The sequence below is a fragment of the Rhodanobacter sp. UC4448_H15 genome (assembly GCF_052978265.1).
The window spans coordinates 493,518-515,716 of the sequence record NZ_CM129665.1 but is presented as its reverse complement, the minus strand read 5'-3'; the positions used below and the strand labels follow the sequence as shown (position 1 = coordinate 515,716).

At 68.9% G+C, this 22,199-nt stretch carries 15 protein-coding genes and 1 riboswitch; of the genes, 7 read left to right on the top strand and 8 right to left on the bottom strand.

Annotation, left to right across the window (positions count from 1 at the left end; all coding sequences use genetic code 11):
- Positions 1-311 precede the first annotated feature (311 nt).
- From ACVCMI_RS02215 to ACVCMI_RS02195, 5 genes are all read right to left on the bottom strand, one after another.
- Positions 312-3,494 carry an efflux RND transporter permease subunit gene (locus tag ACVCMI_RS02215; RefSeq protein ID WP_447097606.1) on the bottom strand — a complete coding sequence of 1,061 codons (3,183 nt, stop codon included), beginning with the start codon at positions 3,492-3,494 and terminating at the stop codon, positions 312-314.
- A gap of 109 nt (positions 3,495-3,603) precedes the next feature.
- Positions 3,604-5,469 carry a TonB-dependent vitamin B12 receptor gene (gene btuB / locus ACVCMI_RS02210; RefSeq protein WP_447097607.1) on the bottom strand — a complete coding sequence of 622 codons (1,866 nt, stop codon included), beginning with the start codon at positions 5,467-5,469 and terminating at the stop codon, positions 3,604-3,606.
- Positions 5,470-5,592: 123 nt separating this feature from the next.
- Positions 5,593-5,823, bottom strand: a riboswitch (cobalamin riboswitch).
- Positions 5,824-5,934: 111 nt separating this feature from the next.
- A complete protein-coding gene (gene nagA, locus ACVCMI_RS02205) occupies positions 5,935-7,083 on the bottom strand; it encodes an N-acetylglucosamine-6-phosphate deacetylase (protein ID WP_447097608.1) in 1,149 nt (382 codons plus the stop codon).
- A 120-nt stretch (positions 7,084-7,203) separates the two neighbouring features.
- Positions 7,204-8,235, bottom strand: a complete 1,032-nt coding sequence (locus ACVCMI_RS02200) for an SIS domain-containing protein (protein ID WP_447097609.1) — start codon at positions 8,233-8,235, stop codon at positions 7,204-7,206.
- Between the two features lie 9 nt (positions 8,236-8,244).
- Positions 8,245-8,997 carry a GntR family transcriptional regulator gene (locus ACVCMI_RS02195; protein WP_136259285.1) on the bottom strand — a complete coding sequence of 251 codons (753 nt, stop codon included), beginning with the start codon at positions 8,995-8,997 and terminating at the stop codon, positions 8,245-8,247.
- Between the two features lie 398 nt (positions 8,998-9,395).
- On the opposite strand from ACVCMI_RS02195, the gene zwf reads away from it, so the two are divergent.
- The 4 genes from zwf to eda all read left to right on the top strand — a co-directional run bounded on the left by zwf (position 9,396) and on the right by eda (position 14,386).
- A complete protein-coding gene (gene zwf / locus ACVCMI_RS02190) occupies positions 9,396-10,859 on the top strand; it encodes a glucose-6-phosphate dehydrogenase (RefSeq protein ID WP_395120872.1) in 1,464 nt (487 codons plus the stop codon).
- Between the two features lie 75 nt (positions 10,860-10,934).
- Positions 10,935-11,648: a 6-phosphogluconolactonase gene (gene pgl, locus ACVCMI_RS02185; protein ID WP_447097610.1), complete on the top strand. Its 714-nt coding sequence runs from the start codon at positions 10,935-10,937 to the stop codon at positions 11,646-11,648.
- Between the two features lie 104 nt (positions 11,649-11,752).
- A complete protein-coding gene (gene edd / locus ACVCMI_RS02180) occupies positions 11,753-13,570 on the top strand; it encodes a phosphogluconate dehydratase (RefSeq protein ID WP_447097611.1) in 1,818 nt (605 codons plus the stop codon).
- Positions 13,571-13,729: 159 nt separating this feature from the next.
- Positions 13,730-14,386, top strand: a complete 657-nt coding sequence (gene eda / locus ACVCMI_RS02175) for a bifunctional 4-hydroxy-2-oxoglutarate aldolase/2-dehydro-3-deoxy-phosphogluconate aldolase (RefSeq protein WP_447097612.1) — start codon at positions 13,730-13,732, stop codon at positions 14,384-14,386.
- Positions 14,387-14,401: 15 nt separating this feature from the next.
- Here eda and ACVCMI_RS02170 read toward each other — a convergent pair whose 3' ends face one another.
- Together ACVCMI_RS02170 and ACVCMI_RS02165 are read right to left on the bottom strand one after the other, a co-directional pair.
- A complete protein-coding gene (locus tag ACVCMI_RS02170; RefSeq protein ID WP_447097613.1) occupies positions 14,402-14,971 on the bottom strand; it encodes a relaxation protein in 570 nt (189 codons plus the stop codon).
- A gap of 31 nt (positions 14,972-15,002) precedes the next feature.
- Entirely contained in the window at positions 15,003-17,354 is a 2,352-nt protein-coding gene (locus ACVCMI_RS02165; protein WP_447097614.1) for a hypothetical protein, read from the bottom strand.
- Positions 17,355-17,395: 41 nt separating this feature from the next.
- Here ACVCMI_RS02165 and ACVCMI_RS02160 point away from each other — a divergent pair, with 41 nt between their 5' ends.
- Genes ACVCMI_RS02160 through ACVCMI_RS02150 form a run of 3 tightly spaced genes read left to right on the top strand, consistent with a single transcriptional unit; the run spans position 17,396 to position 20,051 of the window.
- Entirely contained in the window at positions 17,396-18,244 is an 849-nt protein-coding gene (locus tag ACVCMI_RS02160) for an ankyrin repeat domain-containing protein (protein ID WP_447097615.1), read from the top strand.
- Between the two features lie 20 nt (positions 18,245-18,264).
- Positions 18,265-19,152, top strand: coding sequence for an ankyrin repeat domain-containing protein (locus tag ACVCMI_RS02155; protein ID WP_447097616.1), 888 nt, complete (start codon positions 18,265-18,267; stop codon positions 19,150-19,152).
- A gap of 20 nt (positions 19,153-19,172) precedes the next feature.
- A complete protein-coding gene (locus ACVCMI_RS02150) occupies positions 19,173-20,051 on the top strand; it encodes an ankyrin repeat domain-containing protein (protein ID WP_447097617.1) in 879 nt (292 codons plus the stop codon).
- Between the two features lie 82 nt (positions 20,052-20,133).
- Here the strand turns inward: ACVCMI_RS02150 and tkt are convergent, their stop codons facing one another.
- Entirely contained in the window at positions 20,134-22,185 is a 2,052-nt protein-coding gene (tkt, locus tag ACVCMI_RS02145; RefSeq protein WP_447097618.1) for a transketolase, read from the bottom strand.
- Positions 22,186-22,199: the final 14 nt, after the last annotated feature.

Below are 22,199 nucleotides of genomic sequence, written 5' to 3'. Positions count from 1 at the left end.
GCGCGCCCCAGGTACGCAAGACCAGCGATGGGCAGGGGAGTTTCTTTCATGGCGGCTTTATGCCACCGGGTATCTGTGGGCGTATGTGCCTGAAGTACGCACCGTGCCGGAAGGCAGGGGCCCGGATCGGGATTCGGGGTTCGAGAAGGCAACCCCGGTGAGCGACCAGGTCGGGCCTGGCTCCGCTCACCCCGAGCGGCGGGGGCACGTAGGGCGGGCACTGCCCGCCGTTTTGCCGCGACGATGCGAGAGCCGGCGGGCGGTGCCCGCCCTACGAGCCGCACGTCGCTCTTCCGAATCCCTAATCCCCGCTACTTGGGCAGCGCCGGCATGCCCTTGGGCACGGCGGGCATCGGTGGCGGCTGGCGGCCACGGCGGAATTCATCGCGGATGCGCTTCTGCACCGCCTTGCGCTCGCGGTGGTCGTGCTGCCACAGGTAGATCGCCGGCGTGCTCAACAGGGTCAGCAGCTGCGACACCAGCAGGCCGCCGAGGATCGCGATGCCCAGCGGCTGGCGCAGCTCCGAGCCGTAGCCGAAGCCCACCGCCAGCGGCAGCGCCGCGCCCATCGCCACCAGGGTGGTCATGGTGATCGGGCGGAAGCGCACCAGCGCGGCCTCGCGGATGGCCTCGGGCGGCGACAGGCCGCGCTCGCGTTCGGCGACCAGGGCGAAATCGACCATCAGGATCGCGTTCTTCTTGACGATGCCGATCAGCATCAGCACCGCGATCACCGACATCAGGGTCAGCTGGGTGTGGGTCACCAGCATGGCGAGGAACGCGCCCATGCCGGCGGCGGGCAGGGTGGAGAGGATGGTCAGCGGGTGGATCAGGCTCTCGTACAGCACGCCCAGCACCACGTACATCACCAGGATCACCGCCAGCAGCAGCAACAGCACGTCGCTCAGCGCGTCGACCAGGTTCTGGTTCTCGCCGGTGTACTTGCGCTGGATGCCGTTCGGCAGCGCGGCGGCGAAGATCGCCTGGTCGACCAGCTTCAGGCCTTCCGCCGGGGTGATGCCCTCGGCCAGGTTGTAGTTGATCGAGGCCGATTCGAGCTGGTTGAAGTGGCTGACCGTGGCCGGTGCCAGGTGCGGCTGGATCGTGGCCAGCGCGGAGAGCGGGATCATCTCGCCGCGGCTGCTGCGCACATAGGTGCCGAGCAATCCCTGCGGGCTCAGCTCGTCGCCGCGGTCGGCGGTCAGCACCACGCGGTACTGGTTGATGTCCGAATAGATGGTGGAGATCTGGTTCTGCCCGAACGCGTTGTACAGCGCCGAGTCGATCTGGCCCATGCTCACCTGCAGCCGCGCGGCGGCGGCGCGGTCGACCTGCACCATCTGCTGGGTGCCGATGCCGTCGAAGCTGCTGGTGACATCCTTGAACTGCTTCATGCCGCGCATGACGTGTTCGAGATGCAGGGTGGGTTCCTGCAGCGGCGTGCCGTCCAGGCTGTCGAGCTGGAACGAGTAGCGCCCGACATTGCCGCCGCCCAGGCCGCCGCCACCGCCACCACCGAAGAACTGCACCGCGGACACCGCCACGTCGAGGTCGGTGACGCCCTTGAAGTGGGCGGCGAGGCGGTCGACCACCTGCTGCACCGTGACGTGGCGATCGTCCGGCCGATCGCCCAGCGGCTTGAGGTCGACGAACAGGTGCGCGCCGTTGCCGCCGTTGACGATGGTGGATACGTCCAGCACCGCCGGGTCGGCCTGGAACACCGCGGCCACCTCGCGTGAGCGCGTGGTCAGCCGGGTCGGCGAGATGTTCGGGCCGGCAGTGATCTGCACCTGCACCAGGCCGGTGTCCTCCTTCGGCATCAGGCCGCCGCCGGCGGTCATCACCACCAGCACCGCCAGCACGCCGGTGAGCACGAGCAGCACGGCGGGCTGCCAGCGCATCAGGCGGCGGTGGTGCATCGACCAGTCCAGCGCGCGCCGGTACTGCGCGAGCAGCCAGCCATCGAAGCGCTCGGCCAGCCGCTCCAGCCGCCCGGGCGTGCGGCTGCCCTCCGGCTCGTGCACCAGGCTGCGCCCGCACAGGGCTGGGGTGAGGGTGAGCGAGACCACCGCCGAGATCACGATGGTGGCCACCAGGGTCACCGCGAACTCGCGCATCAGCATGGTGAACATGTTGTCGCCGAACACCATCGGCCCGAACACGGCGATCAGCGACAGCGTGATCGACACCACCGTGAAACCGATCTCGCGCACGCCGGTCAGCGCCGCCTGCAGCGGCGCCATGCCCTGCTCGATGTGGCGCACGATGTTCTCGATCACCACGATCGCGTCGTCCACCACGAAACCCACGCACAGCACCAGCGCCACCAGCGAGAAGATGTTCAGGGTGAAGCCGAGCATCCACATCACGATCAGCGCGCCGGCCAGCGACAGCGGCACGCTGAGCATGGCGATCAGGGTCGGCCGCAGCCGGCGCAGGAACAGCAGCATCACCAGCGCCACCATCACGATGCTCATGCCCAGCGCCACCTCGACCTCGTGCAGCGCCGATTCTGTCGTCGGGGTGAGGTCGAAGATCGGGGTGATCTTCACGTCGGCGGGCAACACGTGGCTGAGCCCGGGCAGCGCCGCGCGGATCGCCTTGACCACGGCGATCGCGTTGGCGTCCGGACGCTTGCTGATCTGCAGGGTCACCGCGCGGGTGCCGTTGAACCAGGCCGCGGCGTACTGGTCCTGCTGCCCGCCGCTCACCGTGGCCACGTCGGCCAGCCGGACCGGCACGCCGTTGTTGCTGGCGATCACCAGGCTGGCGAAATCCGCCGGCGTGTGCAGCGCGTCGTTGGCGGTCACCGTCATCTGGCTGACGCCGTCGCTGAGGATGCCCTGCGGCGAGGTGACGTTGGCCGCGCGCAGCGCGTTGGCGACCTGGTTGGTGGTGATGCCCTTGATCGCCAGCGCGTTGGCGTTCAGCGCGATGCGCACCGCGTGCGGGGTGCCGCCGCCGACCTGCACCTGCGCCACGCCGGGGATCTGCGCCACCGCGGGCTTGAGCAGGGTGTCGGTGAGGTCGTAGAGGCGGTCCGGCGGCAGGCTGCTGGAAGTCAGCGTGACCAGCAGCACCGGGATGGTCGAGGTATCGAACTTGAAGTACTGCGGCGGTGCCGGCATGCCCGGCGGCAGGTCGGCGGCGGCGGCATTGAGCGCCGCCTGCACGTCGCGCGCAGCCGCATCGGTGGAGCGCCCGTACTTGAACAGCACCTGGATCTGCGCGCGCCCTTCGCTGGCGCTGGAGAACATGAACTGCACGCCCGGGATGCGCCCGATGTGCCGTTCCAGCGGCGCCATCACCGTGGTGGCCATGGTCTGCGCGCTGGCGCCGGGCATGCCCGCCACCACCGCCACGCCGGGAAACTCGATCGACGGGAACGCCGCCACGCCGATCAGCAGATAGGCCCACACGCCCGCGATCATCAGGCCGATGGCGAGCAGCGAGGTGCCGACCGGGCGGCGGATCATCGGTGCGAATGCGTTCACGTGGCTCTCCCTGTCGCCCAAGCATAACGGCACCGGTCCGGCCGACGGCAGTGACCTGCGGCATGCCGGCGGCCGCGGGAGCGGCGGGCAGTGCCCGCCACCCCGCCGATCAACGCGCGGCGGGGCTGTAACGCAGGGTCAGCAGCAGCTCGCGCCCGGGCTGGTTGAAGTACCAGACCGTTTCGTAGTGGCGGTCGAACGCATTGGCCAGGCGCGCCTCCAGTTGCCAGGCGCGGTCGAACTGCCAGCTCGCACGCAGGTCGGTGGTGGCGTAACCGCCCAGTCGGTGTGCGTTGGCCGCATCGTCATAGCGGTGCCCGGCGGCGTTGAACGTGGCGCCGACGCCGAAGGCGCCGTAGCGGCGGTCCAGGTCGATGCGCGCCGTCTGCTCGGCGCGGCGCGGCAGCACGTTGCCGTCGTTCGGGCCGCCATCCTCGTTGCGCGGCTGCAGCCAGGTCAGGTAGCTCTGCAGCTGCCAGCCGCCGAGCCGGGCGCCGAACTGGCCTTCCACGCCGCGGATGCGCGCCTTGCTGATGTTGCGCGGGAAGTACTGGCTGTCCAGCGCGATCAGCTGGTCGATGCGCGTCTGGTAGGCGTTCAGCGCCCAGTTCCAGCCATCGTGCTGCCGGCTCAGGCCCAGCTCGGCGCTGCGCGAAGTCTCCGGTTTCAGGTCCGGATTGCCGCTGCCGTAGGGGTAGTAGAGATCGTTGAAGGTGGGCGCGTGGAAGGCGCTGCCGTAGCTGGCGGTGAGCTTCACGCCGCTGTCGAAGTGATAACCCCAGGCCAGCGCGCCGGTGTCGTGGTGGCCGTACTGGCTGTTCCTGTCGCGCCGCGCGGAGAGCGCCAGCTCGTTCGGCCCGAACGTGGCCTGGTACTGCGCGTACGCGCCGGTGTCGTGGCGGCGGGTGGCGAGAAAGCCGGTGTCGCTGTCGATGTGCTCGCCCTGCCAGTCGACGCCGAGCGTCAGCAGCTGGTCCGCGGCCAGGTTGATGTCGTTCTGCCACGAGGCCTGGTTGCGGCGCGAATAGATGTAGCCGACGAAGCTCGCGTTCTCGTAGTTGTCGTAGCGGTCCAGGTTCTGGCCCACGCTGAGCGTGCTCTTCCACGCCTGCAGCGGACGGAAGCCGAAGGTCGAACCGGCGACCTGCTGCACGGTGCGCCAGCGGTTCTGGTAGCTGCCGTCGAAATGCGCCTCGCCCAGGCTGCGCAGCCAGGTGCCGGTCAGTTCGGCACCGTTGTCCCAGCGGTAGCCGCCGCTGGCGCTGAGGTTCTTGTTGCGCGACGGATCGCGATCCGGCTCGTCGGTGAAGCAGCCGGCGAAGGCCGCGGCGGCGCCGACGCGGCAGGTGTTGATGCCGCCGGTGTACTGGCTGCCCGCGCCCAGGTTGTACCAGCCCTGTTCGCTGCCGCCGGACAGCCCGAGCTGGCCGCGCAACAGCCTGTCGGTGCCGGCGGTGAGCGCCAGCGACGGTTCGAGGCCGCCGTCGCGCGAGCCGCGGCGGGTGAAGATCTGGATCACGCCGCCGATCGCATCGGCGCCGTAGAGGCTGGAGCGCGGGCCGCGCACGATCTCGATGCGTTCGATCTGCTCCACCGGAATCTGCTCGAACGCGGCCAGCCCCGCGCTGACCGAAGCCACCCGCACGCCATCGACCAGCAGCAGGGTGTGGGTGGAATTGGCGCCGCGCAGGAACAGCGAAGTCTGCTGGCCGTAGCCGCCGGCGTTGGCGAAGCTCACGCCGGGCAGGCCGGTCAGCAGGTCGGCGATCGACACCGGCTGCAGCCGCTCGATGTCGGCGCGGCTGATCACGCTCACCGACGACAGCGAGTCGCCGATGTCGATCGGCGTGCGCGTGGCGGTGACGATCACCGGCTCCAGCGAAATGGCGCGGTCCTGCCCGGATGGGTCCTGCCCGGTCGCGCCGGCACCGGTGGCGCAGGCCAGCAGCAAGCTGGCCAGCAAGGTCTTCTTCATCTTCGTTTTCCTTCGCCGCGCACCCGCGCACGGCCGCATGTCCAGAGGGAATGGCAGCCGGGCGAAAAAGCGGGGACGGAACGACGGACAGACAGGCCGTGGTCCGGCCTCGCCCACCGCGAGCCACCAAGGAGCGTCCAGGCCGGTCTCCGGGCTCGCGAGTGGCGGGCGGTGATTCCGCTCGCCGCGAACGGCGCCTTCCCGTGCATCGCACAGTGGCCTTCGCCGTTCGTGTCTTTCGCTTACCGTTGCGGGGGCAGCGCCGGCCTTGCAGTGTTCGCACACCACGCACCGGCTTCCCGTTTCATCCCTTGGGCGTTGAACCGTCGGGACACCTGAACCGCGTCACTGTAGCGGCGGACGCCCATTCGGGCAATGGTGCGGGAGTGAGTGGAGGGGTGAGAAACGAGAAAAGGCGGGTCGAGGCGTGGTGCTGGCTCTCTCTCACCTCTCACTCCTCTCCACTCACTTCTCGCCCCGCTCCTCGCCGCCGATCCAGCTTTGCTGCACGCGCAACGCATCGTCCATCGCCACCAGATCGGCGCGGCAGCCGGCCGCGATGCGGCCGCGGCTTGCGCCAAGACCGAGGAACTCGGCCGGCCAGGTGCTGGCCATGCGCACTGCCTCGTCCAGCGGCAGGCCGAGCATCTGCACGGTGTTGCGCACGGCGGCGGCCATGTCGAGCGCCGAGCCGGCGAGCACGCCGCTGGCGGTCTGGCAGATGCCGTCTTTCACGGTGATGGTTTCGCCGTTGAGCACGTAGTCGGGGCGGTCGGCGCCGACCGGCGGCATCGCGTCGGTGACCAGCAGCATCTTGCCGCGGGCCTTGGCGGCGATCGCCACACGCAGGCTGGCCGGGTGCACGTGGTGGCCGTCGACGATGATGCCGCACCAGCTCGCCGCATCTTCCAGCGCGGCGCCGACCACGCCCGGCTCGCGGCTGCCGAACGGGGTCATCGCGTTGAACAAATGCGTGAAGCCGCGCACGCCGGCATCGAGTGCGGCGCGGGTGGTTTCGTAGTCGGCGGCGGTGTGGCCGGCGCAAACGATCACCCCGGCGGCGGCGAGCGCGCGGATGCTCGCCGGCGGCACCCGGTCCGGGGCCAGCGTGACCAGCCGGATGCCGCGATGGGGTGCGCACAGCAAGGCCAGCTCGTCGGCGCCGGGTACGTGGAAGTACTTCGCGTCGTGCACGCCCTTGCGGGCGGGCGCCAGGTACGGCCCTTCGAGGTGGATGCCGAGCAGGCCCGGCACGCCTTCGGCCAATGCCTGTTCCACCGCCGCCAGCGCTTCGCGCATCACCTCGACCCGATCGCTGATCAGGGTCGGCAGGAAACCGGTGGTGCCGTAGCGCCGGTGGGCCGCGCCGATGCGGCGGATCGTCTCCACCGTCGGCGCCTCGTTGAACAGCACGCCACCGCCGCCGTTGACCTGCACGTCGATGAAGCCCGGCAGCAGCATGGCGCCGGCGAGGTCGTGCACCTGCGCGGCGCCCACGCGCGGATCGGATGGCGGCAGCAGGTCGGCGATACGCTCGCCGTCGAGCAGCACGGCTAAGTCGTCGCGCCAGCCGTCGGGGGTGAGTACGCGGGCGTGGGTGAGGACGTGAAGCATGGCGAATTCCGTTGATGATGCGCGACTGAAGGAGCAATACCCTCGTAGGGCGGGCACTGCCCGCCGCTCCCCGTCACGCGAAAATAAAGGCCGGCGGGCAGTGCCCGCCCTACGGCATGCTCAAACCGTCTCCGTGACCTTGTTCAGATGCGGCGGCACGTCGGGGTTGAAACCGCGGCGCAGCGCAAGCTCGCTGGCGGCGCGGTAGAAGCTCTGGATGATCAGCAGCGGCGTGCACAGCGCGGGCAGGCCACCGGGCACCGGCAGCGTGCCGGGGCCGTGCTGGCCCGGCGCGGCAACGAAGACCTGCGCGCCGCGGCCGCGGAACTCGCGCGCCACCGCCAGCGTGCTGGCCAGGGTGTCGTCGTCCTGGGCGAAGCACAGCACCGGGAAGTCCGGTCCGACCAGCGCCATCGGGCCGTGCTTCACCTCGGCGGCGCTGAACGCCTCGGCGTGCAGGCCGCAGGTTTCCTTGAACTTGAGCGCCGCTTCCAGCGCGATGCCGAGGCCGAAGCCGCGGCCGACCACGAACAGGTTGTGCGCGCCGACGAGGCCTTCATGGAGGCTGGACCAGTCCGCATCCCAGCTCTTGCGCAAGGCGTCGGGCAGGGTCGGCAGCGCGGCGTCGAGTTCGGCGTCGCCGCTCCAGCGCGCGCACAGGTGCAGCACCGCGGCCAGCGCGGCGAGGTAGCTCTTGGTCGCCGCCACGCTGCGCTCGGGCCCGGCGTGCAGCGGAATCACGGTGTCGGCCAGCGCGGCCAGCGGCGAATCGGCCACGTTGACCAGCGCCACCACGCGCGCACCGGCACGTTTCGCCGCCTCCGCGGTGCGCAGCAGGTCGGGGCTCTTGCCCGATTGCGAAATCGCGATGAACAGCGCGTCCCGCCACTGCTGCTCGGCGGCATACACCGAGCTCACCGAGGGCGACGCCGAGGCGGTGGCGATGCCCAGCTGCGTCTCGAACACGTACTTGGCGTAGGCCGCGGCGTGATCCGAACTGCCGCGCGCGCAGGTGACGATGAAGCGTGGCGGCGCCTCGCGCAGCGACTGCGCCAGCGCGCTCACCACCGCTTCGTTGGCGGCAAGCTGGCGCGCCACTACCGCGGCCGATTCCTGCGCTTCGCGGAACATCAGGGTGTCGCTGGCGTTCATGCTTGTCCTTCAGTCGGTGTGCAATTCGGCGACGAAGTCGTAGATGTCGCCGCGATACCAGGAGGTGGTGAACTCGACCACGCGGCCGTCGTCGAGGAAGCTGCGCCGTTCGATGTTCAGGCCGGCGCTGCCCACCGCCACGTGCAGCAGCCGCGCCTGCTGCGCGTTCAGCGACACCGCGCGCAGGCGCTGCAGCGCGCGGCGCGGGCGGCAGCCGAGTTGTTCGAGCGCCTCGTACAGCGAGTCGCGCACCAGCATCGGATCGGGCAGCACGCTGGCCGGCACCACGCTGCGCTCGATCGCCAGCGGCTCGTCCTGCCCGTAGCGCAGGCGATGCAGGCGCACCACCAGCGAGCCGGGCGAGAGGTTCATCGCCATCGACTCCTCCGGCGTCACCTCGCCGATCACCCGCTCGAAGAACTCCGAACGCGGGCGCAGTCCGCGCTCGCGCAGGTCCTCGGTGAAACTGGTCAGCCGCGACATCGGCTTGACGATGCGCTCGGCGATGAAGGTGCCGGCGCCGTGGCGCTGGGTCAGCAGGCCTTCCTCGACCAGGCCGGCGATCGCCTTGCGCACGGTGACCCGCGAGAGCTTCAGCACCAGCGCCAGGTCGCGTTCGCTGGGCAGCGCGTGGCCCGGCTCGACGTCGTGCTGCTGCACCACGTTGCGGATCGCCTGGCGCAGTCGCAGGTAGGCCAGCGGCTGGTGATTGGCCGGGTCGCGGCAGATCCGGCGGTATTCCTTGGACAAGGTGGTTTCCATGGCGCGCACCATACCAATAGCGATCCACCGGCCGCAAGCCATGACGGTGCGATATGCCCGCCAGCAAACGCTCGGCCATCCCCAGCCGTTCGCACCGAGCGTGGCTCGCGCCGGCGAGCGGGGTCGAAGTGCATCGCCGGGTGACCAGACCCTTCGACTTCCTTGCTTCCCAAGGCACAGCCATCCCTGGCTGCTCCCCGCGTACGGCCTGCGGGAACGGCCTGCGCTCAGGGAGAACGGGGGTGACGGGACTGCCTGCGGATCGTTCTGCTGGGGCCGCCGATGAATTCGTATGCAACCGGGTAGTCGCTCTGGTATTTCACTGGTACCATCGGCAAAAACCCGGGCAGCGGCATCCGGCCGCGGCCCGCCAGCCGGCATCGAGTCGAGGTGATCGCGTGACTGCTTCCCCCCAAACCGTCGAGCCATTCGACCTGGTGATTTTCGGCGGCACCGGCGATCTCGCCGCGCGCAAATTGCTGCCGGCGCTGTTCCACCGTTTTCTCGACCACCAATTGCCGCCCAGCAGCCGCATCGTCGGCGTGGCGCGCGAGGCGCTGGACGACGCCGGCTATCGCGCGCAACTGCGCGAGGCGCTGATCGCGATCTGCGATGCCCGCCAGCTGGACGAGTTCCTGCAGCAGGTGTTCTACCGTCCGCTGGATGCGCGCAAGGACGAGGGCTGGGACGATTTCGCCGCCTTCATCGGCGCCGAGCCCGACCACGTGCGGGTGTTCTACCTGTCGACCTCGCCCGAACTGTTCGTCGACATCTGCAAGCGGCTGGGCCATTACGGCTTGAACCAGGGCAAGTCGCGCGTGGTGCTGGAGAAGCCCATCGGCCGCGACCTGGACAGCGCCAACCGGATCAACGATGCGGTGGGCCAGGTGTTCGACGAAACCCAGACCTTCCGCATCGACCACTACCTCGGCAAGGAGACGGTGCAGAACCTGCTGGTGCTGCGCTTCGGCAACGCGCTGTTCGAGCCGCTGTGGAACTCCGCGCACATCGACCACGTGCAGATCACCGTGGCCGAGACGCTCGGCGTGGGCCACCGCGGCGCCTATTACGACCGCGCCGGCGCGCTGCGCGACATGGTGCAGAACCACATGCTGCAACTGCTGTGCATGGTGGCCATGGAACCGCCCTCGTCGCTGGCGCCGGACGCGGTGCGCGACGAGAAGCTCAAGGTGCTGCACTCGCTCAAGCCCATCGACGCGAGCAACGCCGGCCAGCTCACCGTGCGCGGCCAGTACCGCGCCGGCGTGGCCGAGGGCGCCAGCGTGCCCGGCTACGGCGAGGAACTGGGCAACGCGAAATCCGATACCGAGACCTTCGTCGCGCTGAAAGCCGAGATCGGCAACTGGCGCTGGGCCGGCGTGCCGTTCTACCTGCGCACCGGCAAGCGCCTCGCGCATCGGGTGTCGGAGATCGCGGTGACCTTCAAGCCGGTGCCGCATTCCATCTTCGACGCCGCCTCCGGCTCGCTGGCGCAGAACCGGCTGGTGCTGCGGCTGCAGCCGGACGAGGGCGTGAAGCTGTGGCTGACCATCAAGCACCCCGGCCCCGGCGGCCTGCGCCTGCGCCACGTGCCGTTGGACATGAGCTTCGCCGAGGCGTTCGGCGTGTCGCAGCCCGACGCCTACGAACGCCTGCTGCTGGACGTGGTGCGCGGCAATCCCACCTTGTTCATGCGCCGCGACGAAGTGGAAGCGGCCTGGCGCTGGGCCGGCCCCATCCTGGCCGCGTGGAGCGACAGCGGCGAAGCGCCGCGGCCGTACGCGGCCGGCAGCTGGGGGCCGAGCGCGTCGGTGGCGCTGATCGAGCGCGACGGCCGCACCTGGCACGACGACAACGAATAGGCGCGCACTTCACCTGCTGCCTGCGCCGCCCCAACCACACTGGAACGCATCACCTCGCCGCCGATCGAACCCGCCATGTCCGCACCCACCAACGTCACCACCCACAGCTTCACCGGATGCCAGGCGCAAGCCGTGGCGCTGGCCGAGCGCGTGGCCGAACGCCTGCGCGACGGCCTGGCGCAACGCGGCCAGGCCGTGCTGGCGGTCTCCGGCGGCAGCACGCCGAAGGATTTCTTCGAGCAGCTGTCGCGCCAGGCACTGGACTGGACCAGGGTGCAGGTGACCCTGGTCGACGAACGCTGGGTGCCCGAAAGCGATGTGCGCTCCAACGCGCGACTGGTGCATACGCACCTGCTGCAGCACGCCGCTGCCGCGGCGCCATTCATTCCGCTGTACACCGGCGACGCCAGTCCGGAGGCCGGCCTGGCCCGCGCCGAAGCACGCATCGCCGCGTTGCCGCTGCCGTTCGACGCGGTGGTGTTGGGCATGGGTGACGACGGCCACACCGCTTCGTTCTTTCCCGGCGGCGACCACCTCGCCGAAGCGCTGGACCCGCACGGCAGCATGCGCGTACTGCCGATGCACGCGCCCGGTGCCGACGAGCCGCGCATCACGCTGACCTTGCCCACGCTGCTGCAAACGCGCGCGTTGTACCTGCTGGTGGCCGGCGAGAAGAAGCGCGACGTACTCGCCGACGCGCGGCTTGGCCTGGGTGCCGCGCGCGACTATCCGGTGCGCGCCGTGCTGACCCAGCAACGCGTGCCGGTGGCGGTGTACTGGTGCCCTTGAGAGCGAGAAACGAGTGGGGAGGGGTGAGAAATGAGTGAACCACACCCGCCACTCCCGCCGTCTCTCGTTTCTCACTCGTCTTCACTCATTTCTGGATTTGAATCATGACCACGCTGCATCCCGTCGTCGCCGAAGTCACCGAACGCCTGCGCGAACGCAGCCGCGAGACGCGCGCGGCGTATCTCGCGCGGATCGACGCGGTGGATCGCAGCGGGCCGCGGCGCGGGCACCTGTCCTGCGGCAACCTTGCGCACGGGTTCGCCGCGTGCGGCAGCGAAGACAAGGACGCGCTGCGCAACGGCCACCGCGCCAACCTGGCCATCGTCACCGCCTACAACGACATGCTCTCGGCGCACCAGCCGTACGAGCGCTATCCCGCGCTGATCCGGCAGATCGCGCGCGACGCCGGCTTCACCGCGCAGGTCGCCGGCGGCGTGCCGGCGATGTGCGACGGCATCACGCAAGGCCGCGCTGGCATGCAGCTGTCGCTGTTCTCGCGCGACGTGATCGCGCTGGCCACCGCGGTGGCGCTGTCGCACGACATGTTCGACGGCGCGCTGTTCCTCGGCATCTGCGACAAGATCGTGCCGGGCCTGCTGATCGCCGCGCTCAGCTTCGGTCATCTTCCCGCGGCCTTCGTGCCCAGCGGCCCGATGCCCAGCGGCATCCCCAACGAACAGAAGTCGAAAGTGCGCCAGGCGTTCGCCGACGGCAAGGCGAGCAAGGCCGAATTGCTCGAGGCGGAGGCCGCGTCATACCACACCGCCGGCACCTGCACCTTCTACGGCACCGCCAACTCCAACCAGATGCTGATGGAGATCATGGGCCTGCACCTGCCCGGCGCCAGCTTCACCGCGCCGGACACGCCGCTGCGCGACGCGCTCACCGCCGAGGTGGTGCGCCGCGTCGCCGCCAACAGCGCGCTGGGCGGACATTACCTGCCGCTCGGCCACCATCTCGACGAGCGCGCCATCATCAACGGCGTGATCGGGCTGCACGCTACCGGCGGCTCGACCAACCACCTGCTGCACCTGGTGGCGATGGCGCAGGCCGCGGGCATCCAGTTGCGCTGGGACGATTTCGACGCGCTGTCCGGGGTGATCCCGCTGCTGGCGCGCGTCTATCCGAACGGCTACGCCGACGTGAACCAGTTCCACGACGCCGGCGGCATGGCCTTCCTGATCGACCAGCTGCTCGGCGCCGGCCTGCTGCACGGCGACGTCAAGACCATCTTCGGCACCGGCCTGGAGGGCTACGCGCAGGTACCGTATCTGGACGACAGCGGCACGCTGCGCTGGAAACCCGTGCCGAAGCAGAGCGGCAACCGTGGCGTGCTGCGCGGCGTGGACGAGCCGTTCCGCCCCGACGGCGGCTTGCGCCTGCTCGACGGCAACCTCGGCCGCGCCGTGATCAAGGTCTCCTCGGTGCCGGAGGATCGCCTGCTGATCGAGGCGCCGGCGATCGTGTTCAACGACCAGGACGAGGTCGCCGGCGCCTACCAGCGCGGCGAGCTCAACCGCGATTTCGTGGCGGTGGTGCGCTTCCAGGGTCCGCGCGCCAACGGCATGCCCGAGCTGCACAAGCTCACCCCCACGCTGGCGGTGCTGCAGGACCGCGGCCACCGCATCGCCCTGCTCACCGACGGGCGCATGTCCGGGGCTTCCGGCCGCGTGCCGGCGGCGATTCACGTGACGCCCGAGGCGGTCGCCGGTGGCAACATCGCGAAGATCCGCGATGGCGACATGATCCGGCTCGACGCTGCAAATGGACGTCTGGACGTCCTTGTCGAGACGGACGAACTGGACGCCCGCCTGCCGCACCTCGCCGACCTGTCGCACGACCACACCGGCATGGGCCGTGAGCTGTTCGGCCTGTTCCGGCAGGCCGCCACCAGCGCCGATTTCGGCGCGGGGGTGCTATAGGCGATGTAGGGCGGGCATTGCCCGCCGGCCTTTTTCTCCCGACTTCGCGGCCAAACGGCAGCGGCGGGCAGTGCCCGCCCTACACCGCGCAAGGCGTCCGCAGCCTTCTCCACTCGCCCAGCGCCGAAAATGCCGATCATCAACCCACCGAGCCATGTCATGACCAGCCTCATCGAGCAGAAGCAGGAACAGATCGAAGCCACTATGCGCCTGGCGCCGGTGATTCCGGTGGTGGTGATCCATGCGCTGAGGGACGCGGTGCCGATGGCGCGTGCGCTGGTTGCCGGCGGTGCGCCGGCGATCGAGGTGACCTTGCGCACGAGCGTGGCGCTGGACGCGATCCGCGCGATCGCCGCGGAGGTCGAAGGCGCCACGGTGGGGGTCGGCACCGTGCTCGGCGCTGGCGACCTGCGCGCGGCGCAAGCGGCCGGCGCCCGCTTCGCGGTGTCGCCCGGCATCTCGCCGCGCCTGCTCGATGCGGCCGACGACAGCACGCTGCCGCTGCTGCCCGGCGCAGCCACCGCCAGCGAGGCGATGAGCCTGCTCGAGCGCGGCTACCGCCACCTGAAGTTCTTCCCCGCCGTGCCCGCCGGTGGCCACAAGCTGCTCGGCGCCTGGGCCGGCCCGCTGCCGCAGATTCGCTTCTGCCCCACCGGCGGCATCAGCCTCGCCAACGCCACGGATTTCCTGGCCTTGCCCAACGTGCTGTGCGTGGGCGGCTCCTGGCTCACCCCCGCCGACAAACTGGCGGCAGGCGACTGGGCCGGCATCGAGCTGCTGGCGCGCGAGGCGAATGAATTGCGGGAACGGCGCTGACGCGTCGCGCCGGGCTCAGCGCGGCAGCACCGGCAGGTATTGCCGGCGTTCGCCGAAACGCGGCGCCTTGAGGTCCACGCGGGCGCACAACTGCCCATCGCACAGATTCACATCGGCATCGTTGTATGCCTTCAGCAACTGCGCGGAAAGCTGGTTCTGCTCGATGACCTTGCGATAGTGCAGCGACAGCCACGCGCCGCCGGCGAGCAGCAGGGCCAGGCACAGCGCCACCGCGCCGAAGGTCTTCCACAGCAGATGCCGGTGCAGTCGCTCCAGGCGCTCGATCCGCTCGGCCAGCGCGTGGGCGCTGCCGGACACCTCCTCGCCCGATGCCTGCAGGTGCTGCCGGTAGTACTGCACGGCCTGCCCCAGCCCTTCGCGCGTCTCGTGGGCTACCCGCGCCGGCAGCGCCTGCATGGAGGCATCGGCGGCCTGCTCCACGACGCGGGGCAGTTGCGTGGCCAGCGCCTGCATGTCCTGCATCAGCCCCTGCAGGCGCCCGCCGAGGTGGTCGCATCGTCGCTCGAACTGCTCCATCAACTGCGCGGCCTGGCTGACCAGGGTCATGCATTCGGTCTCGTTCATGGCTTGGCTTCCCTGTATGCCGACGGCCGCTTCAGCGCATCATCGTCAGCGCGGCGGCTTGCGGCTCCGCCTGCTGGGGTGACAGTGCCTGCCACGCGGCCGCCTGCTGCTGGCGATCCACGGCAAGCATGGCCTCGGCGTGCAGCGCCTGCCCCGCCGGCAGACTCGCCAGCGTCCTCGTGCCCTGGCGAAAGGCATCCCAGTTGCCGGATTGCGCGGAATCCAGCATGCCTTGCACAAAGGCGCTCGGGTCCTGTCCGACCGTCGCCGGCATGCGCGCGGAGGTCGCGGGGCGCTGCAGCGTGTGGAGCAATGCCATGCCCGCGTGTTCCTGGCGACGGATGTCTGCATCCAGGCTGGGCAACACCGTGTCTTTCATGCTGTGGCGGTTGACCGCTTCGGCCACAGTGGCCTCGCCATGCTGCGCGACGTGGCTGCTCTGCCGCACGGTTCCAGCCGGATGGGTCAGCAGCTCGCCGGCGGCGACCGCGCCGGCGCCAGCGACGGCACCGACGGCGGCGCCGGCTTCGGGAGCATGTTCGGTGGCGCGGCGCACCGATGCGCCGTAGGCGCGATAACCGTCACCGATGCGCGCGCCGCCTTGCCGCGCCTCACGTTCCAGCGTCTGCCCGGCGACGCTCGATGCGTGCCGGACGCGATCCGCGCCCACGTCGGCGAACCGGCGTATCGCGCCGGCATCGCGCTGCGCCTCGTGCCATTCGCGGTCGGCCTGCGCCTGATGATGCCCGGCGCGGGCGGCGGCGAGGCGCGCCTCGTTGTCGGCGACCTGGCGCAGACCCTGCAAGCCGGGAACATGGCTGCCCGCACGAAGCACGGCACCGTCCAGGTCCGCGCTCAGTTGCGCCAGCGTGCCCAGCCCGCGCTCGACCGAGGCGCGGACCTCGCCGTGCACCACGCGCAGGTCGGCGACCGCGGCGGCACCGTAATGCATGGCACCCGCCACCAGCCGGCCGTGACCCTGCACGCCCTCGTTCAGCACGTAGCCGAAAACCTGCATGCCGCGCTGCACGTGGTCGCCGGTGCGCTGCGCGCTGTGCTCGATGCCGCGACCGCCGGCAGCGATGGCATCGCCAACGCGCTTGCCGCCCGCGCCGCCGGCAAGCGCGCCGGACACCACGTTCATCAACGGGCCGGCATCGGCGCCGAGCTCGCCGAGCGACGGCTGCGCCGGGCGATCCACCAGCTGGCCCTGCGCATCGCGCATCTTCGGCGGCAGTTCGATCGGGTGGGCGCCGGCGGCGAGCGGCACGCCGGCCAGGATCTTCGCGCCGGAATGGGAGCTGAGATAGGCCACCAGCTCCATCGCGTCGTCCTGCATCTTGCGGTCGTACGGCAACGCCTGCGCTAGCCGCGCGCGAAGCAGGTCCTGCATGCCGTCCAGCTGTCCCAATTCGCCCAGCTGCCGCGCGGCCAGTCCCAACTGCGCCCGTGTCACCGCGTCCATGTCGTGGACGCCGCTCTGGGCGTCGTGGAGCATTTCGCCGTGGACGTAGTAGCTGTGGATGGACGAGGCCCCGTAGAGCGTCCCACCGTGCTGCTCCACGTAACGGTGCGCGGTGTTGGGATGCAGCCCGGCACTGTTGAACGTGTATGCCGGCACGCCGGTCACCTCGGCGGCAGCGCTGGCACCCGCGCCTCCTTTGGAGTGACCTGCCAACTCAAATTGCCCTCGAAAGCCATCTTGAAGCTTCCTTGCGAGAGCCATCGCCCGGTCGACGTGGTCGCTCTCCAGCCCGACGCCTTGACGGCCGTTTTCGATCCAGTCTTCCAAAGCGGAATCGCGCAAGATGATGCCGCCCTTGCCGTCCGACACTGCGACGAGTCCGTTCGAGCCCTTGATTACGACAACGGGTTTGACGTCTGGTCCGTAGACCCGAGGATCAGGCAAATAGATCTCCGCACGGAAATCGGATTCGTCGGGCTGCAGGTACTCGTGAATCTGCTCCGCCGTCCAATCCACGCCGAAGTACTGTTTCAGCAGTTCGGGATGTTCGCTGACGCGGATCCATCCCAAACCCGGCGAAGCCGGTTCATGCGCCGCGGAAGGGTAAACGTCGCCGGCCAGCTCACCCACATCACGGGTGTGGTATCGCCCTTCCAGGACTTCGGCCTGTTTCATCAACTCGGGACTGCCGGTGGCGCGCCATTGCGCCAGCAGCGCCTGCCGCTGCCGCACCTGCTCGATCTTCTCCTGCAGCGTATGCGGCGACTGCTCGGGCAATACCGGGTCACCGGGCATGGTCGGCATGATCGTTCTCCCTGATTCCATGATGAGCCGCACAGATCCGTCTGACTGCACGAGGTTCGCACTATGGACATGGTCCGCGGACGCGTCAATCGGGTAAGCTTTTCGGCAACTCACTACGGGTATGCCACATGCGAATTCAGGGATGTTTCGCTCGGTTGCTGTTGCTGGTCTTGTTCGGTGGTCTGGTTCTGGGGGCTTGCTCGATCCCGCCACCGCCGGCCAGGCAACCGTTCCGCGCCACGGATTACTTCCAGGGCAAGGCGCTGGAACTGGCCCAGGCAGTGGATAGCAAGGATGCCGCCGCCATCCGCCACCTGATCAAGGACGAGGGCGTCAACCCGGACACGATCTTCGACCAGGCCAACATGCCGATGGTCGCCTGGCCGATCATCAACCAGAACTTCGACGGCCTGCGCCTGCTGCTGGACAACGGCGCCAACCCCAATGCGCGCAAGGTCGAACCGCTGCGCAAGTATGGCAAGCAGCGCAACAACGCCATGGTCTTCGCTGCAGGCCTGCCCGACCAGCGCTATCTCAAGCTGCTGCTTGATCGTGGCGGCGATCCGAACACGATGAGCTCCAACAACGAGCAGCTCACCTACGTCGCCACGCTGCATCACGTCTGGCCCAATGTGCAGCTGTTGATCGAGCGCGGCGCCAACATCAACCAGCCGCTGTACAGCCTCGACGACTACGACGCTCCGTTGAGCTGGTACACGCAGTACGGCGACTTCGAGCAGGCCTATTGGTTGCTGCAACATGGCGCCGATCCCACCCGGCAGATGAAAGCCGATCCCGGCACGCCCAACTACGGCCGCATGCCGATGGTCGAGGACATCTACTACGCGGACGTCATCAAGCCTGACGTCATCGAATGGCAGCGCAAGTGTCAGCACTGGTTGCGCGATCACGGCATCCCACGCACGAACGAGATGGGTCGCTGGGCGCGATATCGGCAGGGGCTTGGCCATCCATACAAGCCCGAAGACATCCCGCTGCTGTAACCCCAGGGAAGCGACACGACATGGAACGTTGGCATCGACATCTGCGTGCGGCAACCCTGATCGGATGGCTGGCTCTCGGCAGCCTCGTCCTGGTGGCCTGCTCGATCCCGCCACCGCCGGCCAGGCAACCGTTTCGCGCCACCGACCATTTCCAGGGCAAGGCGCTGGAGCTGGCGCAGGCAGTGGATCGCAAGGATGCCGCCGCCATCCGCCACCTGATCAAGGACGAGGGCGTCAACCCGGACACGATCTTCGACCAGGCCAACATGCCGATGGTCGCCTGGCCGATCATCAACCAGAACTTCGACGGCCTGCGCCTGCTGCTGGACAACGGCGCCAACCCCAATGCGCGCAAGATGATGCCGCTGCGCGAGCGCGGCAAGGCGGGCGAGGACAATGCCCTGGTCTTCGCCGCCGGCCTGCCCGATCAGCGCTATCTCAAACTGCTGCTCGACCGTGGCGGCGATCCGAACACGATGAGCTCCAACGACGAGCAACTCACCTACGTCGCCACGCTGCATCACGTCTGGCCCAACGTGCAGCTGCTGATCGAGCGCGGCGCCAACATCGACCAGCCGCTTTACTCCACCGATGGCGCAGACACCGTGCTCAGCTGGTACACCGAGTTTGGTGACTTCGAGCAGGCCTATTGGTTGCTGCAACATGGCGCCGATCCCACCCGCAGAATGAGAGCCGATCCCGGCACGCCCAACTACGGCCGCATGCCGATGGTCGAGGACATCTACTACGCGGACGTCATCAAGCCTGACGTCATCGAATGGCAGCGCAAGTGTCAGCACTGGTTGCGCACCCATGGCATTCCCCGCACGAACGAAATGGGGCGTTGGGCAAGGTATCGCGAGGGGCTGGGCGATCCGTACAAACCGGAAGACATCCCGCTGCTGTAACCCCAAGGAAGCGACACGACATGGAACGTCGGCATCGACATCTGCGCGCGGCGGCTGTGGCCTGGCTGCTCATCCTCGGCGGCCTGGTGGCCTGCTCGATCCCGCCACCACCGGCCAGGCAACCGTTCCGCGCCACCGACCACTTCCAGGGCCAGGCACTGGAACTGGCGCAAGCAGTGGATCGCAAGGATGCCGCCGCCATCCGCCACCTGATCAAGGACGAGGGCGTCAACCCGGACACGATCTTCGACCAGGCCAACATGCCGATGGTCGCCTGGCCGATCATCAACCAGAACTTCGACGGCCTGCGCCTGCTGCTGGACAACGGCGCCAACCCCAATGCGCGCAAGATGATGCCGCTGCGCGAGCGCGGCAAGGCGGGAGAAGACAACGCCCTGGTCTTCGCCGCCGGGTTGCCCGACCAGCGCTATCTCAAACTGCTGCTCGACCGTGGCGGCGATCCGAACACGATGAGCTCCAACGACGAGCAGCTCACCTACGTCGCCACGCTGCATCACGTCTGGCCCAACGTGCAGCTGTTGATCGAGCGCGGTGCCAACATCAACCAGCCGCTTTACACCACCGACGGCTACAACACCGTGCTCAACTGGTACACCAAATACGCCGATTTCGAGCAGGCCTACTGGTTGCTACAACACGGCGCCGACCCGACCCGCAAGATCAAGGCTGACCCCGGCACGCCCAATTACGGCCGCATGCCAATGGTCGAGGACATCTACTACGCGCCGGTGCGGCCCGACGGCGTGGCATGGCAGCGCAAGTGCCAGCACTGGCTGCGCGACCATGGCATCCAGCGCACGCCCGAAATGGGCGTCTGGGGCGACTACCGCAAGAAGCTTGGCGTGGCGAGCGATCCGAAGGACATTCCGCTGCTCTGATCCGCTTGACCGGCACGCATCGGAACCAGGCCGGCCGACGCGATCGCGCAAGCCTTCGCGTCGGCAGGGCTCCGTGTGACGGTCAGCGCTGCAGCAGGGCCTTCGCCCGCTGCACCACGTTTTCCACGGTAAAGCCGTATTCGCGCAGCAGCACCTCGGCCGGGGCGGAGGCACCGAAGCGGTCGATGCCGAGCATGTCGCCGTGGGCGCCGGTGTAGCGTTGCCAGCCCTGGGCCACGCCCAGTTCCACCGCCAGCCGGGCGGTGACGTCAGGCGGCAGCACTTCATCGCGGTAGGCCTGCGACTGCGCCTCGAACAGTTCCCAGCTGGGCATCGACACGCAGCGAACGGCTATACCTCGGCCTTCGAGCTGCTCGGCGGCCTGCACGATCAGGTCGACCTCCGAACCGCTGGCGATCAGGATCAACGCCGGCTTCTGGCCGTCCTTCGCATCGCGCAGCACGTAGGCACCCTGGCGCAGGCCGTCGGCGCTGGCGCAGCGGCTGCGGTCGAGCGTGGGCAGTTTCTGCCGCGACAGCGCGAACAGCACCGGCTTGCCGGTGGTGGCCAGCGCCACCTTCCACGCCACCGCGGTCTCGTTGGCATCGGCGGGGCGGATCAGCACGAGGTTGGGTATCGCGCGCAGGCTGGCCAGTTGCTCGATCGGCTGGTGGGTGGGGCCGTCTTCGCCCAGCGCGATGCTGTCGTGGGTGAACACGTGGATCGCGTGCACGCCCATCAGCGCGGCCAGCCGGATCGCCGGGCGCATGTAGTCGGAGAAGATCAGGAAGGTCGAGCCGTACGGGATGAAGCCGCCGTGCACGGCCAGGCCGTTGACGATCGCGCCCATCGCATGCTCGCGTACGCCGAAGTGCAGGTTGCGGCCGGCGTTGCTCCAGCCGGCGCTGTCCGAACCCTGCGTGTCGAGGCCCTTGGTGGCCGCGGGATTGAAGTCGCCGAAGCCCTTCAAGTTGGTGAAGGTAGAGGAGTCGAGGTCGGCCGAGCCGCCGAACAATGCCGGCAGATGCGGCGCGATCGCGTTCATCACCTTGCCGCCGGCCTCGCGCGTGGCCAGGCCCTTGGGGTCGGCGTCGAAACTCGGGGTATCGGCATCCCAGTTTTCCGGCAGTTCGCCGCGCAGGCGCCCGCGCAATTCCGCGGCCAGCTCGGGAAAGGCCTTGGCATAGCCGTCCAGACGGCTGTTCCATTCGGACTGCGCCTGCGCGCCGCGCTGGCCGGCTTCGTGGAAATGTCTGAGCGCGGGCTCGGGCACCAGGAAGTCCGGTGCCGTCGGCCAACCCAGGTTCTCCTTGGTCGCCTTGACGTCGTCCACGCCCAGCGGCGAGCCGTGTGCCTTGTAGCTGTCCTGCTTGGGCGAGCCGTAGCCGATGTGGGTGCGCACCAGGATCAGGGTCGGCCGCGCGGTGTCCGCCACCGCATCGTTCAAGGCCTGGTCGATGGCGGCGACGTCGTTGCCGTCGTCCACCTTGATGGTCTGCCAGCCGTACGCCTCGAAGCGCCTGGCGCGATCCTCGGAGAAGGTGATGTCGGTGCCGGCGGCCAGGGTGACGTAGTTGTCGTCGTACAGGCACACCAGCTTGCCGAGCTTGAGATGGCCGGCCAGCGAAGCTGCTTCGGAAGCGACGCCTTCCATCAGGTCGCCGTCGCTGACGATGGCCCAGGTGCGATGGTCGATCACGGTGTGGCCGTCCCGGTTGTAGGTGGCCGCCAGCTGCGCCTCGCCGATCGCCATGCCGACCGCATTGGCCAGGCCCTGGCCGAGCGGCCCGGTGGTGACCTCCACGCCCGGCGTGTGGCCGTACTCGGGATGGCCCGGCGCCTTGCTGCCCCACTGGCGGAACTGCTTGATGTCATCCAGCGACAGGTCGTAGCCGGTCACGTGCAGCAGGCTGTAGAGCAGGGCCGAGCCGTGGCCGGCGGAGAGCACGAAGCGGTCGCGGTCCGGCCAGTGCGGATCGGCCGGATGGAACTTCATGTGCTTCGTCCACAGCACGTAGGCCATCGGCGCGGCGTCCAGCGGCAGGCCGGGATGGCCGCTGTTGGCCTTCTGCACCATGTCCACCGACAGGAAGCGGAGCGTGTTGATGCATTGCTGGTCGAGGTCGTGGGACATGATGATTTCTCCGA